At 68.2% G+C, this 13321-nt stretch carries 13 protein-coding genes; 7 read left to right on the top strand and 6 right to left on the bottom strand.

The features are described 5' to 3' along the window. Positions 1–703: 703 nt before the first annotated feature. The 3 genes from IG64_RS36850 to IG64_RS36845 all read right to left on the bottom strand — a co-directional run bounded on the left by IG64_RS36850 (position 704) and on the right by IG64_RS36845 (position 3048). On the bottom strand, positions 704–1810 hold the full coding sequence (locus tag IG64_RS36850; protein WP_037864805.1) for a hypothetical protein: 1107 nt from the start codon (positions 1808–1810) through the stop codon (positions 704–706). A gap of 318 nt (positions 1811–2128) precedes the next feature. Then, positions 2129–2269: a hypothetical protein gene (locus tag IG64_RS41400; protein ID WP_158771755.1), complete on the bottom strand. Its 141-nt coding sequence runs from the start codon at positions 2267–2269 to the stop codon at positions 2129–2131. Beyond that, entirely contained in the window at positions 2266–3048 is a 783-nt protein-coding gene (locus IG64_RS36845; protein ID WP_037864801.1) for a GbsR/MarR family transcriptional regulator, read from the bottom strand. Before IG64_RS36845 ends, IG64_RS41400 begins: the two co-directional genes overlap by 4 nt. Positions 3049–3305: 257 nt before the next feature. Between IG64_RS36845 and IG64_RS36840 the strand changes: the two genes are divergently transcribed. Together IG64_RS36840 and IG64_RS36835 are read left to right on the top strand one after the other, a co-directional pair. Continuing rightward, positions 3306–3971: a DUF4097 family beta strand repeat-containing protein gene (locus tag IG64_RS36840; protein ID WP_037864799.1), complete on the top strand. Its 666-nt coding sequence runs from the start codon at positions 3306–3308 to the stop codon at positions 3969–3971. 136 nt (positions 3972–4107) lie between these two features. Next, the gene (locus IG64_RS36835) at positions 4108–4923 is read left to right on the top strand and encodes an alpha/beta fold hydrolase (RefSeq protein WP_037864796.1); all 816 of its coding nucleotides are present in this window, start codon (positions 4108–4110) and stop codon (positions 4921–4923) included. Positions 4924–5302: 379 nt separating this feature from the next. On the opposite strand, the gene IG64_RS36830 is transcribed toward IG64_RS36835, so the two are convergent. Continuing rightward, entirely contained in the window at positions 5303–6169 is an 867-nt protein-coding gene (locus IG64_RS36830) for a TIGR03620 family F420-dependent LLM class oxidoreductase (protein WP_037864792.1), read from the bottom strand. A 674-nt stretch (positions 6170–6843) separates the two neighbouring features. On the opposite strand from IG64_RS36830, the gene IG64_RS37815 reads away from it, so the two are divergent. Next, positions 6844–7317, top strand: coding sequence for a hypothetical protein (locus IG64_RS37815; protein WP_051813820.1), 474 nt, complete (start codon positions 6844–6846; stop codon positions 7315–7317). A gap of 317 nt (positions 7318–7634) precedes the next feature. Here IG64_RS37815 and IG64_RS36820 read toward each other — a convergent pair whose 3' ends face one another. After that, positions 7635–8339 carry a DUF4328 domain-containing protein gene (locus IG64_RS36820; RefSeq protein ID WP_037864789.1) on the bottom strand — a complete coding sequence of 235 codons (705 nt, stop codon included), beginning with the start codon at positions 8337–8339 and terminating at the stop codon, positions 7635–7637. Between the two features lie 1074 nt (positions 8340–9413). Here IG64_RS36820 and IG64_RS41395 point away from each other — a divergent pair. From IG64_RS41395 to IG64_RS36805, 4 genes are all read left to right on the top strand, one after another. Further along, entirely contained in the window at positions 9414–10178 is a 765-nt protein-coding gene (locus IG64_RS41395; RefSeq protein ID WP_158771753.1) for a hypothetical protein, read from the top strand. A gap of 867 nt (positions 10179–11045) precedes the next feature. Continuing rightward, positions 11046–11567: a hypothetical protein gene (locus IG64_RS36815; RefSeq protein WP_037864788.1), complete on the top strand. Its 522-nt coding sequence runs from the start codon at positions 11046–11048 to the stop codon at positions 11565–11567. Positions 11568–11877: 310 nt separating this feature from the next. Continuing rightward, the gene (locus IG64_RS36810; protein ID WP_037864808.1) at positions 11878–12147 is read left to right on the top strand and encodes a hypothetical protein; all 270 of its coding nucleotides are present in this window, start codon (positions 11878–11880) and stop codon (positions 12145–12147) included. 14 nt (positions 12148–12161) lie between these two features. Then, positions 12162–12512: a hypothetical protein gene (locus IG64_RS36805; RefSeq protein ID WP_234438748.1), complete on the top strand. Its 351-nt coding sequence runs from the start codon at positions 12162–12164 to the stop codon at positions 12510–12512. Between the two features lie 274 nt (positions 12513–12786). Here the strand turns inward: IG64_RS36805 and IG64_RS36800 are convergent, their stop codons facing one another. Continuing rightward, positions 12787–13044 carry an HAD family hydrolase gene (locus IG64_RS36800; RefSeq protein ID WP_234438747.1) on the bottom strand — a complete coding sequence of 86 codons (258 nt, stop codon included), beginning with the start codon at positions 13042–13044 and terminating at the stop codon, positions 12787–12789. Between the last annotated feature and the right edge of the window lie 277 nt (positions 13045–13321).

Raw genomic sequence — 13321 nt, 5'->3', positions numbered from 1 at the left:
AACAGGCCGCCCTCCGGCCGGCAGACGGGGGTCCCACCGATGCCGGAGCCCTGCACGAGGCGGTGGAGGCCGGGACCTATCCGCACCTCGCCGCCACGCCGTTGATCGGGGAAGACCAGTTCACGCAGCGGCTGGCCGCCTTCCCCGGCCGCGCTCACCTCTTCCCCCGGAAGCGAGTGCAGGCACCCGCGGCCGGACCCCCTGCCTCATGCCCGGCGCCCGGCCGGCACCTTCACCCAACTGAGAGCCCGAGCCGAAGCACAGACCATGCCCACGCCGTCCGCGTCCCCTCCCCAGCCAGCCGCCGCTCCGGTGCACTCTCCCGAGCACACACCCGGCTCTGAGCAGACCCGCGCCCGCCCACGGCGCTGAACCGCAGGCGCCGACGGACACCCGCAGCGGCGTGTGCCCGGGAGCAACGCGCCGCCACCCTCGCCGCGCCCGGCCGAGCGCCGCTGCGCCCACCGGCTGTGCCACCAGCCGGAGTCCAACGAAGCCCGGCGCGCCGGACCAAGAGGATCAGACGGTGTGCGAGGCGTCCTCGGCGGAGCGCCGGCAGGCCGCCGGCCTGGCTGCGTCCTGCTCGGGTGCCCTCCGCCTGATGGGATCGACGAGTGGCTCTGTTCACGAGATCGAGATTGGACAGCAGATGCCGACCACTTCGGAAGACACGAGAGTCTGGCGCTGTTCGCTTGCCAGACGGCTAGAAGAGGTCGGTCGAGGTGTCCTGCGTGAGGTTCTCGAGGATGGTGCGCAGCCACGGTTTGCGCACGGCCGGCAGCCGGACCAACGTGTCATGGAATGTTCTCCGGTCGGCCCGGAAGAGGTAGTTGGGGCGCGGAGGGAGGGGGTCGTCGTGAAGCACATCTCGGGGTATGCGGCCTGACGCGGGAACGGGCAAGTACGGCTGGGGAGAGACCAGCCACAGCCACACCCCCAGCGGCAGGGGCACCAGGTATGCCGACACAGTGGGGCTGGCGGGGGCCCAGGTCTGACCTGTCTGGGGGTGCACCGGTACGAGGAGGATGTCGACGCCCGCGTCCGGGGAGGGTTGTCCCGGTCCGACCAGGACGGCGCGCCGCTTCGGGGGGCCTGCCGGCAGCAGGACGTCGAGCGCGCGTTGGAACACGTCCGCGGTCAGACCGCGCGGGACCTTCACCGGCTGCCCTTGGGAGGCAACTAGCAGGTGGGCGAGCGCCTGGCCGGCTGCCGCCTCCCACCGCGGGCTCCACGACCAGTAGTGGCTCGACCCCATCCGTGCGCCCCACGTGGCAATCGGCTCCAACGGAGGCGTTTTCTCCCCCTTTTCTGCCAGCTCCGCCCAGGAGAGGGGCGCAGCGTCGAAACCGTCAACGGGGACGCGGTGGACGGCGTCCGCGCTGAGCCGCACTGCCTGCCAGAGCGAGCAGTCGTCGACCCTGGTCGCCACGGGGAGGTCGCACGTCTCGCAGGCCATGTTGGGCCCGTCGGCTCCGTCGAGGCCGCAGCAGGCACCGCTGCGCTTCTCAGGAATCAGCCGGGTTCCACGGATATCACCGGGCGCGATGACACTCGCCCCGGGCGTGCTGTCGGACAGGGCGTAGACCGGCGCGTAGATGCCGCGTGCCTCCGCCTCGCGCGGATCGATCTCGTCCCACATCCGCCACGGCCCTCCCCAGGGTTCCGGATCCACGGCAAACGTCCCGGACTCCATGAGTACCGGAAGCTGGGTTGCGTTCCCGTAGTTCTGACGGGCGTGGACTGGCAGTGAGACCTGGGACAGCGGGGTGGTCAACTCGGCGCCGCATCCCGCGCACACGAACACGAACAAATGTCCTCCACCGGGGAATCAGGCCCATCGTCGCAGCTCGCGGACAGCCAGCCAACGTGTTTTCTCATCTGTTGCGGGAACGGCTCCTGCCACAGTCGTGGAGTAACAACGCACCGCGGGCAAGTGCCGGCCGCCTCCTCTGGCTGTGGCAAGCGACTCACTCAGTGTGCGACTTCCCGGAGCGCTGTGGCGCCTCCCGAAGTGGCCGGCATCTGCTGCCCATTCTCGTGAACGAAGCCACGATGCCGTGCTCCTGGTCGGTGACTTCGGGCGGGATCTCGTTGCGGTGCCGGGGCTGTCAACGCGCCGCCCCTGAGATCAACAGCCGTCCGGGACCGGGTGCCAGGCGGCCTTCTTCACGCCGGCCTCCACCTCGGTGCGTGACTGTCCCTCCGCCGCGGCGTGCTCGGTGATAGTGCCGACGCGCTTCCTCGAATCTGGCTGGGCGGTGGTGCTCATGCTGTGGCTGCCGGTGGGGTCGCCTGTCCGCCGTCCGCGCTTGGTGTGGTGGTGTGGGTGGGGGTTGTCCTCGTTCTGGTGTGGAGGACGTCGCGGCCTTGTTCGGCGGCGTGGATGAGGTGTTCGCTGACGAAGTCGAGGAAGCGGGCGGCGTTTTCGAGGCGGGCGGCGGCCGGGGTGCCGGGGCCGAGGACGGCGGCGCCTTGGCGTGCGGTTTCGATGAACTGGTCGTTGGCGCGGGCGCTGCGGATCATGGATTGGTACCAGAGGTCGTCGTCGACGACGTATCGCTCGCGGCGGCGTTCGTCGCGTTCGCGGCGCACGAGGTCCAGGCCTTCGAGGAAGGTGATCGCCTTGGAGACGGAGGCGGGACTGACGGTGAGGCGCTGGGCGAGTTCGGCGGCGGTGAGACTGCCGGCGTCGGTGGTGTAGAGGGCGCTCAGGACCCGGGCCATCATCTTGGGCAGGCCGGAGGTCATGAGGACGGTGGTGAGTCTTTCCTGGTAGTCGTCTACGGCTTCTGGGTCGCGTCCGTAGGGCTGGGGAAGGGTTCGGGGCCCCTCGGGGGTGGCCTGCTTGCGCGGGCGGGTGCGCTGCTGGGTGGCGCGGTGGGCGAGTTCGGCGCGGTAGGCGGTGGGGCCGCCGTTGCGCATGACCTCGCGGGTGATCGTGGAGGTCGGACGGCCCAGGCGGCGGGCGATCTCGGCGTAGGCGAGGTTGTCGGCCAGTCCCGCCGCGATCTGCTGGCGTTCGGCCTGGGTGAGCCTGCCTCCCGGCATTCCCGGCCTCCTTTCATGTCCCACGGGTGCTCCGCGGTACCGCTCGGTGCTGCCTGACACTCCACCTTAGCGTTCACCCTCACTGCATTGCAACGATCCTATGCCCTGTCATTGCATTCACCGGGAGGGCGATGCAACGATTATGGCCGCATGACCTGCGGCTTTACTCGGGTAGTGCAATGAGATAGTTGCTGTGACTTGGAAAGCAACGTAGCGTTTCGTTTATCGGAAACAAGAGTGAGTAACAGGAGAGCATCATGCAGAAGTTCGACACCCCGGCCCCGGTCTCCGTCGTCCTGGACGTTCCCGCCGGCCGCGTTCAGTTCATCGCCGCCGACCGGACGGACACCGTGGTGGAGATCCTGCCCGCCAGTCCTTCCAAGAGCCGGGACGTGAAGGCAGCCGAGCAGACAGACATCGTCTACGCCGACGGCGTGCTGCGGATCAGCACCGCGGAGCCCGGCGACCAGCTCCTCAAGCCCAACGGGTCGGTGGAGGTCACCGTCAAGCTGCCCGTCGGCTCCCACGTGGAGGCCCGCAGTGCCGCATGCGAGCTGCGCGTCCTCGGACGCCTCGGCGACGTCTTCTTCGAAGGCGCCTACCGCCGGATCAAGCTGGACGAGACCGCGAGCCTGCGCCTGACCGCGGTCGACGGCGATGTGGAGGTCGGCCGCCTCACCGGCCCCGCCGAGATCAGCACCGCCAAGGGGGACATCCGTATCGCCGAGGCCGTCCGCGGCACAGTCGTCCTGACCACCCGGTCCGGCGACATCACGGTCGGCGCCGCCGCCGGCGTCTCGGCCGTCCTGGACGCCGGCACCGCCTACGGCCGTATCAGCAACACCCTGAAGAACGACGGCACCGCCACGCTCGACATCCGCGCCACCACATCCCAGGGCGACATCACCGCCAGCAGCCTCTGAAGACTCACCGGCCAGGGGCCCCACCGCGCCCGGCCCCGACAGCGACAGCGTCCGTACGGCAGGGCCTGCACCCCGCACGCAGGCCCTGCCGTACGCCGACCGGACACCTCACGCGACTCATCCACAGGGGGAAGACATGACGACGAACAGCACTCCCACGACCCGTTCCAAGTGGGCCGGCACGGTAGCGGTGGACGACACGGCCCTGGCCGTGACCGACACCGGCGGAGCCGGCATCCCGGTGGTCTACCTCAACGGCCAGTTCGCCACGCAGGGGTACTGGCGGCGGGTCGTCGCCGAACTCGGCCCGCAGTGGCGGCACATCACCTACGACGAGCGGGCCCGCGGCAGATCCCAGCGATCAACCGACTACTCCTTCGACGCAGCCGTCCGGGACGTCGACGCCGTCCTCGCAGCCAGGAAAGTGGACCGAGCACTGCTGGTGGGCTGGTCCTACGGAGCGGTCGTCGCAGCACACTGGGCCGCCCGCAACCCCGACCGCACCCTGGGCGCGGTCCTGGTCGACGGCGCGTTCCCCTACGACTGGCTGGACGAGGCCATGGAACAGCGGATCCGCAAACTGTTCCGCCGGCTGAGCTGGTTCATGCCGCTGCTGCGCCCGACCGGCCTGACCCCGCGCATGACCGCCGAGCAGCAGGCGCACAGCAACATCGAGCTCGGCAGACTCTCCCGCGAGCGCGAGCTGGGCCCCGTGCTGGACGACATCACCGCCCCGGTGCGCTACGTGGTCGCGTCCGGAACGTCCTTCGGAAGCCGCGGTGACGAACAGGAACGCATACGCGCCGGCCTCGACGCGGTCACCGCCCGCAACCCCAACATCCGGATCGGCGCGAAGGTAGCCAGTAATCACGGAGCGGTCCTCAAGAAGGACTTCCAGGCCATCGCCAGCGCCGTACACGAGGTCGCCGCCCTCGGCCAAGAACGGCACTGAGAATGCGTCCGCGCCTTCCGAGGTCCACCGACGGCCGCAGGGCGAGAACGCACCTGGCCGTGTCCAATGCCTGCTGCAGGAACCGCCGATACAGCTCACGCCGGACCTCCCGCTGACCGGCTGCGCGATCGTCCGCCCTGTCCTCCTGGGCTACGCGCAGTTGCTGATCCGCTGGTCGGCCGGTTGCTCGCATGACGAACCAGCTGGAGGTGGCGGATGCCGGCAAGGTGAATCCGCCGGTGACCAGGCCGACCGCGACCGTGTCATTCACGTCGGGGCCGACGCCGCGCCGGGCCGTGCGGTTTCGGTAGGCGCACCCGAGCAGCGAGCTCCGAAGTTGCCGTGTCGGGATCAGACACAGCTTCTGAGCTTTGGGTGCCTATGGCGTGATGAGCTCGGAGGCGAGGTCTCGCCACGCCTGGCGGGCGAAGGTGCCTGGAGTGTCGGTGACCACTTGGACGGCGACGTGGTCGGCCCCGGCTTGACGGTGTTGGGCAAGCCGGGCGCCGATCTCGTCTGGGCTTCCCCAGGCGAACAGCGCATCGATCAACCGATTGCTGCCGCCCAGGGCCAAGTCCTCGGCTGTGAAACCCCCGCGCAACCATGCTGACTGGTAGTTACGCAGTTTCAGGTAGGGGGCGAGCATCGCCCTGGCCGTGGTGCGGGCTGCTTCGGCACGGGTGTCCAGGATGACGGTCTGCTCCAGCGCCAGCATGGGCCCGTCACCCAGCATCGACCTGGCCCACGCCGTGTGAGCTGGATCGACGAGATAGGGGTGCACTCCGGTGCATCTGGCAGCTGCCAGCCGGGTCATCTGCGGCCCGTGCGCACCGATGATGCGCGCGGCCGGCGGCAGCGGAAGAGCTGCCGAGTCCAACGCATCCAGAAAAGCACGCAGAGCTTGGTAGGGCTCGCGGTATCGGCCGACAAAGTCGGCGTGGCTGACGCCGAGTCCCACCAGCAGCCGATTGCGTTGCTGCTCCGGCATTGCGTGGTAGGCAGCGGCGAGTGCCTCGGGGGACCTCTCCCAGATGGACACGCACCCCGTCGCGACGGCGACCCGTTCGGTCGCGGCCAGGACATCGGCTGCTGTGGCCAAGTCGGCCCGGGGATTGCCTCCCGGGCTGCCGCCAAGCCAGATGGCACCGTACCCGAGTTCCTCCAGCTCAGCCGCAGCATCCCGCGCCTCCGCGCGATCCCCGTGGGTGAACGCCAGGCTCCAGACACCTATCGTTCCGAGGTCCATGACGAAGCCTTCCTGCCGGGTGCCGGACCTCCGTTGTAATGGTGCGAGCCAGGCGTGTTTTCCCGAAGGCACCAACGTGTCCGGAAGCCGATCGCAGGCGTCTGGATCCAACGCCTCGACGGCGTCCTCCACGTCGTCGGACGAAGGTGGGCCGCAGTGGCCGGCGCGTCCAATGAACCCGTGCCGTCCGGGGTTCGCGGCGGCGCGAATCCAATCAGGACCGATGGTGATTACCGACAGGGTTTGACGACGGATAGGGGCCGATCCTCCGTGCAGGGCGGCCGGCGACCTCGGCGGCGTAGGTGTTCACGAGGCGACAGCACCTGCCCGAGATCGGTCCTGCTTCACGACACGACGGGGGCCACTGTCCTCTCGGCAATCCACTACTTGGCTGCCTCACACCATTGGGTGGCTTGTCTGATCAAGCCGGGCGTGGTGCGGTCCGCGTGCGCTGCACTCCTTGTGACCTGATGTTTCAGGGATGACTCGGAGGAAGCCATGTCCCCTCGTTCGCGCAGTGTGTTCGCAGCCTGTACCGCCCTGCTGGCCCTTGCCGCGTGTCCTGCCGCCATGGGCACAGCCACGGCTGCGCCGGCGGTTCCGTCCTCCGTCGCGCACCCCGTCGCGCACCGCGTCGCCGGGCTTCCGCCCATCGGGCGGAGGTCCCCTCCTCGATGCTCGCGATCGACACCCCGTTCCAGATCGGGACGCGCCGTGTGAGTCTCGACTTCAGGGGCGGCATCAGGCAGCGCGTCGACGTCGACCCGTCCGACCCGGTCAACAGCGTCCGGCTGAGGAACGTCGGGTTCCGCGTCACGGCGGAACTCCCTGACGGGGGAACAGTGACCTTCGAACAGAGCGATGTGGACACCGACGCCCAAAGCACCCTGCGGGTGACACAGCAGTTCCCACCGCGGTTCGAAGAACGCGACGTGATCCCGTTCACGGCCACGATCGAGGAGCCTGACTCGGAGCCGCTCGTGCTGGTGAGCAGGGAGCCGATGGTCCTGCACGCCACGCTCACGCAGTATCCGGCCCGCGGAGACCTGTACCAGTTGGAGAAGCCGGTGGACCTTGTCGACCCGGAGCACCCGGACCAGGTGGTGGCTGTCTTGCACGGATTCCCGTCCAAGCGTGGCGGCCTGTAGGCCACGCGGTGACGCGGGAGGGGCCCGGCGCTCGCTCAGCAGCGTGCCGGGCCCCTCCCGTATCAGCAGAGCGGGGTGAGGGAGGCGTACGCGGGGAAGGCGTCGACCTCGGCCTGCCCGGTGCCGGGGGACGGTCGGGAACGGCGCCTACGCCGGCCGGTGGGTGTGTGTTTGCGCTCCTTCGGGCAGGCGCTCCGCGCGCGGTGCCGGTCGCCGCTTTCGGCGGCGCCCTCCTGGGGGCCCAGCTGCTTCAGTTGGCGGGCTTCGCCAGCTGAAGCGCTCGGTATCACTGGATTTTGGATCTGCCCCGGATCGGTTCAGGCGGAGCTGTACGGCCCCTCGGCCGCCTTCAGCCGCTGCATGGCCGTCAGCCGGACCGCGAAGTGCACTGCGGCCGCCGCCGCGGCGATGTCCAGGATGTCGGCCGCTATCACCTGAAGCACGGCGTCCCGGATGCCTCCGAGGGTTTCGGCGTCCTGATAGCGCTGCGAGGCGTACCGGTTGAACAGGGTCGTGGCGAGGAACAGGCCCCACCACAGGTTCACCGGCCAGAAAGAGACCTTGTACGGCTCGCCGTCGGCCGGCAGCCGCGTGCTGGCCCCCCACATGTCGACGGCGACCCGATAGGGCATCCAGAGGTTCGCCAGCGGGATGAACCAGGACCCGATCGCCCAGCTGGGGCCGTTGCGGAACCGGTCCGGCCCGAGCACCCCGGCGTTCCGGCGCATCCAGTGGAACCAGACGATGAAGACGAGCGCGCAGGCAAGGAACGTGGCGATCTGGAGCTGTCCTGCCGTCTGGTACAGCGCGTCGGCACGGTCCAGCTCCTGCTGAGAGGCAAAAACGAGGCCCCGGTCCTCGTCGATCAGCATGTATGCCCGGACGCCGGCGTAGACGGCGAACAGGTCGCTGAGGGCGACGGCCGCGAGCAGCGCCGACAGACCGGCCAGGAGGCCGCGCGGTGACCGCGGTACCCGGTTGGGCAGCGCGGGCCGCGGACAGACATCGCTGGATGCGGACATGACGATGGGCCCCCCACAGGCACGGAAACGGAATCGCCCGCGGAAGAGCGCGCGCTGAGGGAAGATACGCCAGCCGCGGGCGGGCCGTCCATGGCAAATCTGCAGGACCGGCCCGGCACGGGGCGCGTGACCGAAGGACGGCTCACATCGAGCTGTTCAGGCGGCGAGGCCCGCCATCTGAAGCGCTCAACACCAGCAAGATCACGATTTACCGCGGCGCTGAGGTGCCGAGCCGGGACGGAACTGCCCGCGCCCCACCTACCGGGCGAGGGTGATGGCGATCGAGGTGTCGGGGCAGTCTTCGAGGACGTCGGCCGGCGCGGTCTGTTCAGGGGTGTCGATGGTCAGGCTCCAGCGGGTCTTGTCGGCGATCCAGTCGGTGATGTAGGTGCAGTGGTAGCCGGCGGCCGGGGGAGCCGGGTGGAGGGGTCCTGGTCGGCTTTTGAGTGGTCGGAGGCGGCTGAGACGCCGATGAGGTCGCGGTCGTCTCTGAGGTCGTTGGCGTAGGCCTCGCGTTCCGCGGCCGTCCAGGATGGGGCGCCGGAGTCCCAGGCTTCGGCGAGGGGGACGAGGTGGTCGATGTCCAGGCCGCTGGGTCTTCGATGTAGTGGCCGTCGCAGGGGGAGTACCAGACGCCGCCGGTGAGACGGCAGTTCGGGCCCTGCTCGGGAACGGTGACGGCAGCCTCGGCCTTGACGATCTCGGCACGGGTGTTGCAGCCGTCGCGGTCGGCGCCGATCCAGTGCTTGAACTTGGAGCGCTGGTAGCCGGTGCGGTTTTCCTCGCGCACGGGCAGCTGGGTGAGGGCGTCGCGGACGGGGGGCCGCTCCCCTCGACCTGTCCGCCCGTCTCCTGGTACCTCCACCCCGAGGCATCGGAACGAGGACTGAGACGCACGCTCCATGACGGCCCGCCAACGGTAGGATCCTGGTGGGTCTTTGCCTCCCACAAGACGTCTCGGACATCGGAGTGCAGAGGGCCGGAGTGAACATCAAGAACCTGGGCGTGACAGGCCGTTGGGCCCAGATGAAGGCCGAGGGGACTGCTACCCCGTGTGAGATCGGGAGAGGCGTCATGGAATCAGACGGTCTGTTATCGACAGTCGTGGAAATCGTCACCAAGGCATCCGACAGTGCCGCTACCGGAATAGCGAGCGGTACGGCGGCAATAGTGGTCGACCTTGTTCGTCGAAAACTCACCCATTCACAAGAAGGCCGCACGGCTCTGGCGCAGGTCGACGAAAGTCCGCAAGACCCAGCGGCCGTCGATTCATTGCGGTCCGTCCTGGCGCGAGAGCTCGATGGCGATGGCGCCTTCATGGCCCAACTGGCCGCAGCCGTCGCAGGACCCCCGCCGGCACACCGGCCGAGCTCGATCGCGCACAGCGTGGTTCTGGGAAGCGGAAACAGGTTGGGCAAGAGTCAGATCTCCCTGGGCCCGCTGACGATCAACAACACGCGCACGGCCCGCACATCTCTACTGGCGTTCGCAGTCGTACTGGCAGCGCTGCTGTCCTTCGTCGGCTACGTGCTGGCCGGCACTTTCTCCTCCGGTGACTCGGCCGACGTGAGCAACCAGGAAATCTGTAATCAGGCCACGCCGCTGCGGGCGCAAGTAGCGGATACGGACACAGCAACATATGCCGCTCACATCAATGAATGGCGCAGCGTTGTCGATCTGACCAAGCGGGCAAGCGATGCACGCCTCGCCAAATATGGCAGATTCGCCGACCAGAACTATCGAAACCTCGGAAACTACTACATTCCACTCAGTAATATCATCGATTACGCCTGCACGGGCGAAGCCAGCGGAATAAATGACATTCCGGCGGCGCCGTGACCCGGACCTCGATCAGCACGTCCTTTCGGTGCGGAAAGGGGACCGAAGCGGTCTGGCCGACGGCCTGTCAGATCACAAGCAGCCCCTTCGGCCCGCGCCCCGCCTGCGGCGTCCTTTCCGCGCGAGCGGTAGTGAGTCCTCGAGTTCGGCCTGTTACGGAACCCGCGGCATCAAGGGCCGAGAAGCCGTCGCCCGCCGCCTGGACCGCACCAGCTCGCCGGATTCATCACCACCCCGGTCACGACGCGGCGCGGCGTGATAACCCGCCTGCGCTACCTCATCCGCAGCGACCGCGCCCGCCAGGCCGCCCGAGCTTGCGACGCAGGCGGGGTATGCGGGAATCCAAGGTGCATCATCTCTCGTTCCCGTCACCCTTTACCGCCGCGACGCCAGGCACCGGTCAAGATGGCGAAGATACGAGTTTTCGTGGGGGGCCTGGAAGGTGCCGAAACCCTCTACCTGCAGGCGGCCTGGATCCCCAGGACGCCCTGGCAGAGACGTTGGGTGAGGCCGTCCCGGAACTCGCCGAAACCTGGTCCTGAAGATCATGGACACCCTGGGCCTGCAGGCCATCGACGCAGGCACGACACACTGAGCACAGCCACGTCCGAGATCGATGGGAAACTCTTCCAGCCGGAGCACTACTTCTTCCACGGGCCGAACTGTCAGCCACCCCGTACTGGGGACGAATCATTTCCAGGCAGCTTCCCGAGGCCCCTGCTGCCCGACAAACGGCACTCCGCGTGATTATTCACGGAAAGTGAGCCAGGACCTGAGATTCGACAGCAGGGGGCGGCCGGGTGGCGCGCTGCACCCTGACGTAGGTTCGGGCCTATGACGCGCCCTGAAACCCCGGCCGGTGGCCGCATGAGCGGCTGGTGGGCCTATCTGGACGAACGGACCTGCCGACAGGTCGATGCCGATGTACTGCGCGATCGTCGACTGTCCGCGGTCAGGTCCGTCTGGGAGGCGCTGCGCCCTCTGGGGGTAGGGCTGCACGAGGCCGAGCGGGTGGTCCACGCGCGGTATGAGGCTCTTGGTGACCGAGTGCAGCACACACTTCCGGATCCGCTCGACCTCCCCTCACTTGAGGCTCGCGCCGCGGCTCTCCCAGGTCGCGTGGCGGCGGTGGAGGCACTGTGGGACGGCGACACCGTGCACGACTGGTTCGTTGTCCTGCTCGCGGTCTTGGATGCCCCAGAGGGGGAGGGGCACCTGGCGACCGTCTACCGACGCCCAGGCGGTGCTCCTCCCGGCGACGCTGCCACCAAGGCCGGCCGGACGCTGGCCAGCCACCTTGGTGTGCCGTTCCACTTCGCTTCTCCAGACATCCCTGACGACGACGCCCCGCGCTGGCGGGCGGTCCGGCGACCGACGGAAGGGCCGTGACCCGGGGGCGGGTGGGGCGAGGCGACCTCAACCCGTCATCCGAACAGCAGCCACCGAAGATCCGGTCCGCAGCTGCCCACAGATCCCACGTGAACGCTTCGTGCGTCACCTCGTCCGAGCGCACCCGGAACTGCACACCTCAGCAAGCGACCGTCGCGACAATTCTTCACGCAGCCACGCGAGCCGTCCGTCCCGGCCCCGTCCCTGACACCGGCACCCCTCGATGAGCTCCCAGAAGGAATCAGTGTCCACAGCGGCACCCTGCCAGGCACCTCTGACAACGCATGGTCGACGGACTATGTTCGAGGGGGTGGAGAATCCGGAGATCGTCATCAAGCTCACCCCGGATGAGGCGCTGGTCCTGTCGGACTGGCTGGAGCAGGTGCAGATGACGGACCTCAGTCGTCTCGTCGACGACGCGGCGGTCTGGGCGCACCTTCACCGCATTGCTGGAACGCTCGACAAGTCGCTGTCGGGGATCTTTGCGGCGGACTATGCCGAACGTCTGCAAGCGGCCCGCAGCAGGCTTCGTCCAGCACTGGACCAAAGCGCCAGTGACGAGAAGGGTGCGGATGCGTGAAGCCCCTCTCGGAGATGACCGATCGCGAGTACTTCGCCTGTGTCGGCCAACGGCCTGGCATGGTCGTCGGCAAGACCTCGTTCCACATGCTGACCGCGTTCCTGACCGGCTATGACCAGCATGCTCTCCGGCACGGTGGGCGCGGGCTCGCCGGCTGGCACGACTGGCTCGTCGCCCGTCGCGGACGCGACTGCAACCACGCCTGGCCCGGCCAGGTCCTCCACATCGCCCTCCCGAACGGCTGGGACGACGTCTGGAGCCTTCCGCATGAGGACGAACAGCACGCGATCAAGATCCTGTTCGAGCTCCTCGACGAGTTCACTGCCGAGCGCGAAGCAGCGCAAGGCACGCGATTCTCAGATTGAGTGAGACGTCAGACCGCACCACGTCTCACTCAAGATGCCCCATCGCTGGTCACGGCCTCCACGTGGTTCGCCTTCACTGAGACGGGACAAGACAGACGACGCAGTTCTCTGGCCCCGGCCGGCCGCGACAGCCTCATGTGAAGGCAAGCATGCGGCTGGCCTCTACACAGTCGGCGGCTAACGAGACACAGTTGCCGAAGCGGTGATGTGCTGCGTGATCAACTGCTGGCACTGCCTGGCTCGGACCGCTAAGGCACAGTCCAATACAGCGAGTTCAGCCAGATATGAAGTCAGCTCCGCCACCACGGCGGGAGCAGCGGCATGCCTCGGTGTGCTTCACCGCGAGAGACAAGTGCCCAGGGAAGGCGGCGCGCAGACGGTCGAAGCCGGCACGCTCGGCGAGTTCGGTCAGCAGCCAGGTATCGATCTCGGGGCCGTAGCCGTGGTCGTGGCTGAGAGTGTCCATGGCGTCGGCGACGGCACTGCTGCGGTCGACCAGGGTGCTGTCCAAGTCGAAGATCGCGAGTCTCACGAGCACGGACCCTACCCGGCCCCTCGGGAAACGGACGGGTGCAGGTGACCCCCGTCCAGTACCTCCGCACGAACCGCTTCCGCCGCCCCGCGCGAGGCCGGGCTTGTGCGGCTGGCGTTGTCCGTGCTCAGGGGACCGTGTCCGTGGGGACGGTCCGCTGGGCCTCGTCGACGTGTCTGTGGCGACCGAGGCCGTCTGTGGCGACCGAGGCCGTTCGTGGCGACCGAGGCCGTCCGTCGCGGCTGGAGGCCCGCCCGCCCTGGTCGAAGGCGCGCCT

Source organism: Streptomyces sp. NRRL S-340, assembly GCF_000720185.1.
GTDB lineage: Bacteria > Actinomycetota > Actinomycetes > Streptomycetales > Streptomycetaceae > Streptomyces.
Note: the sequence above shows the minus strand (reverse complement) of the source record. Positions and strands in the feature narration are given on the sequence as shown.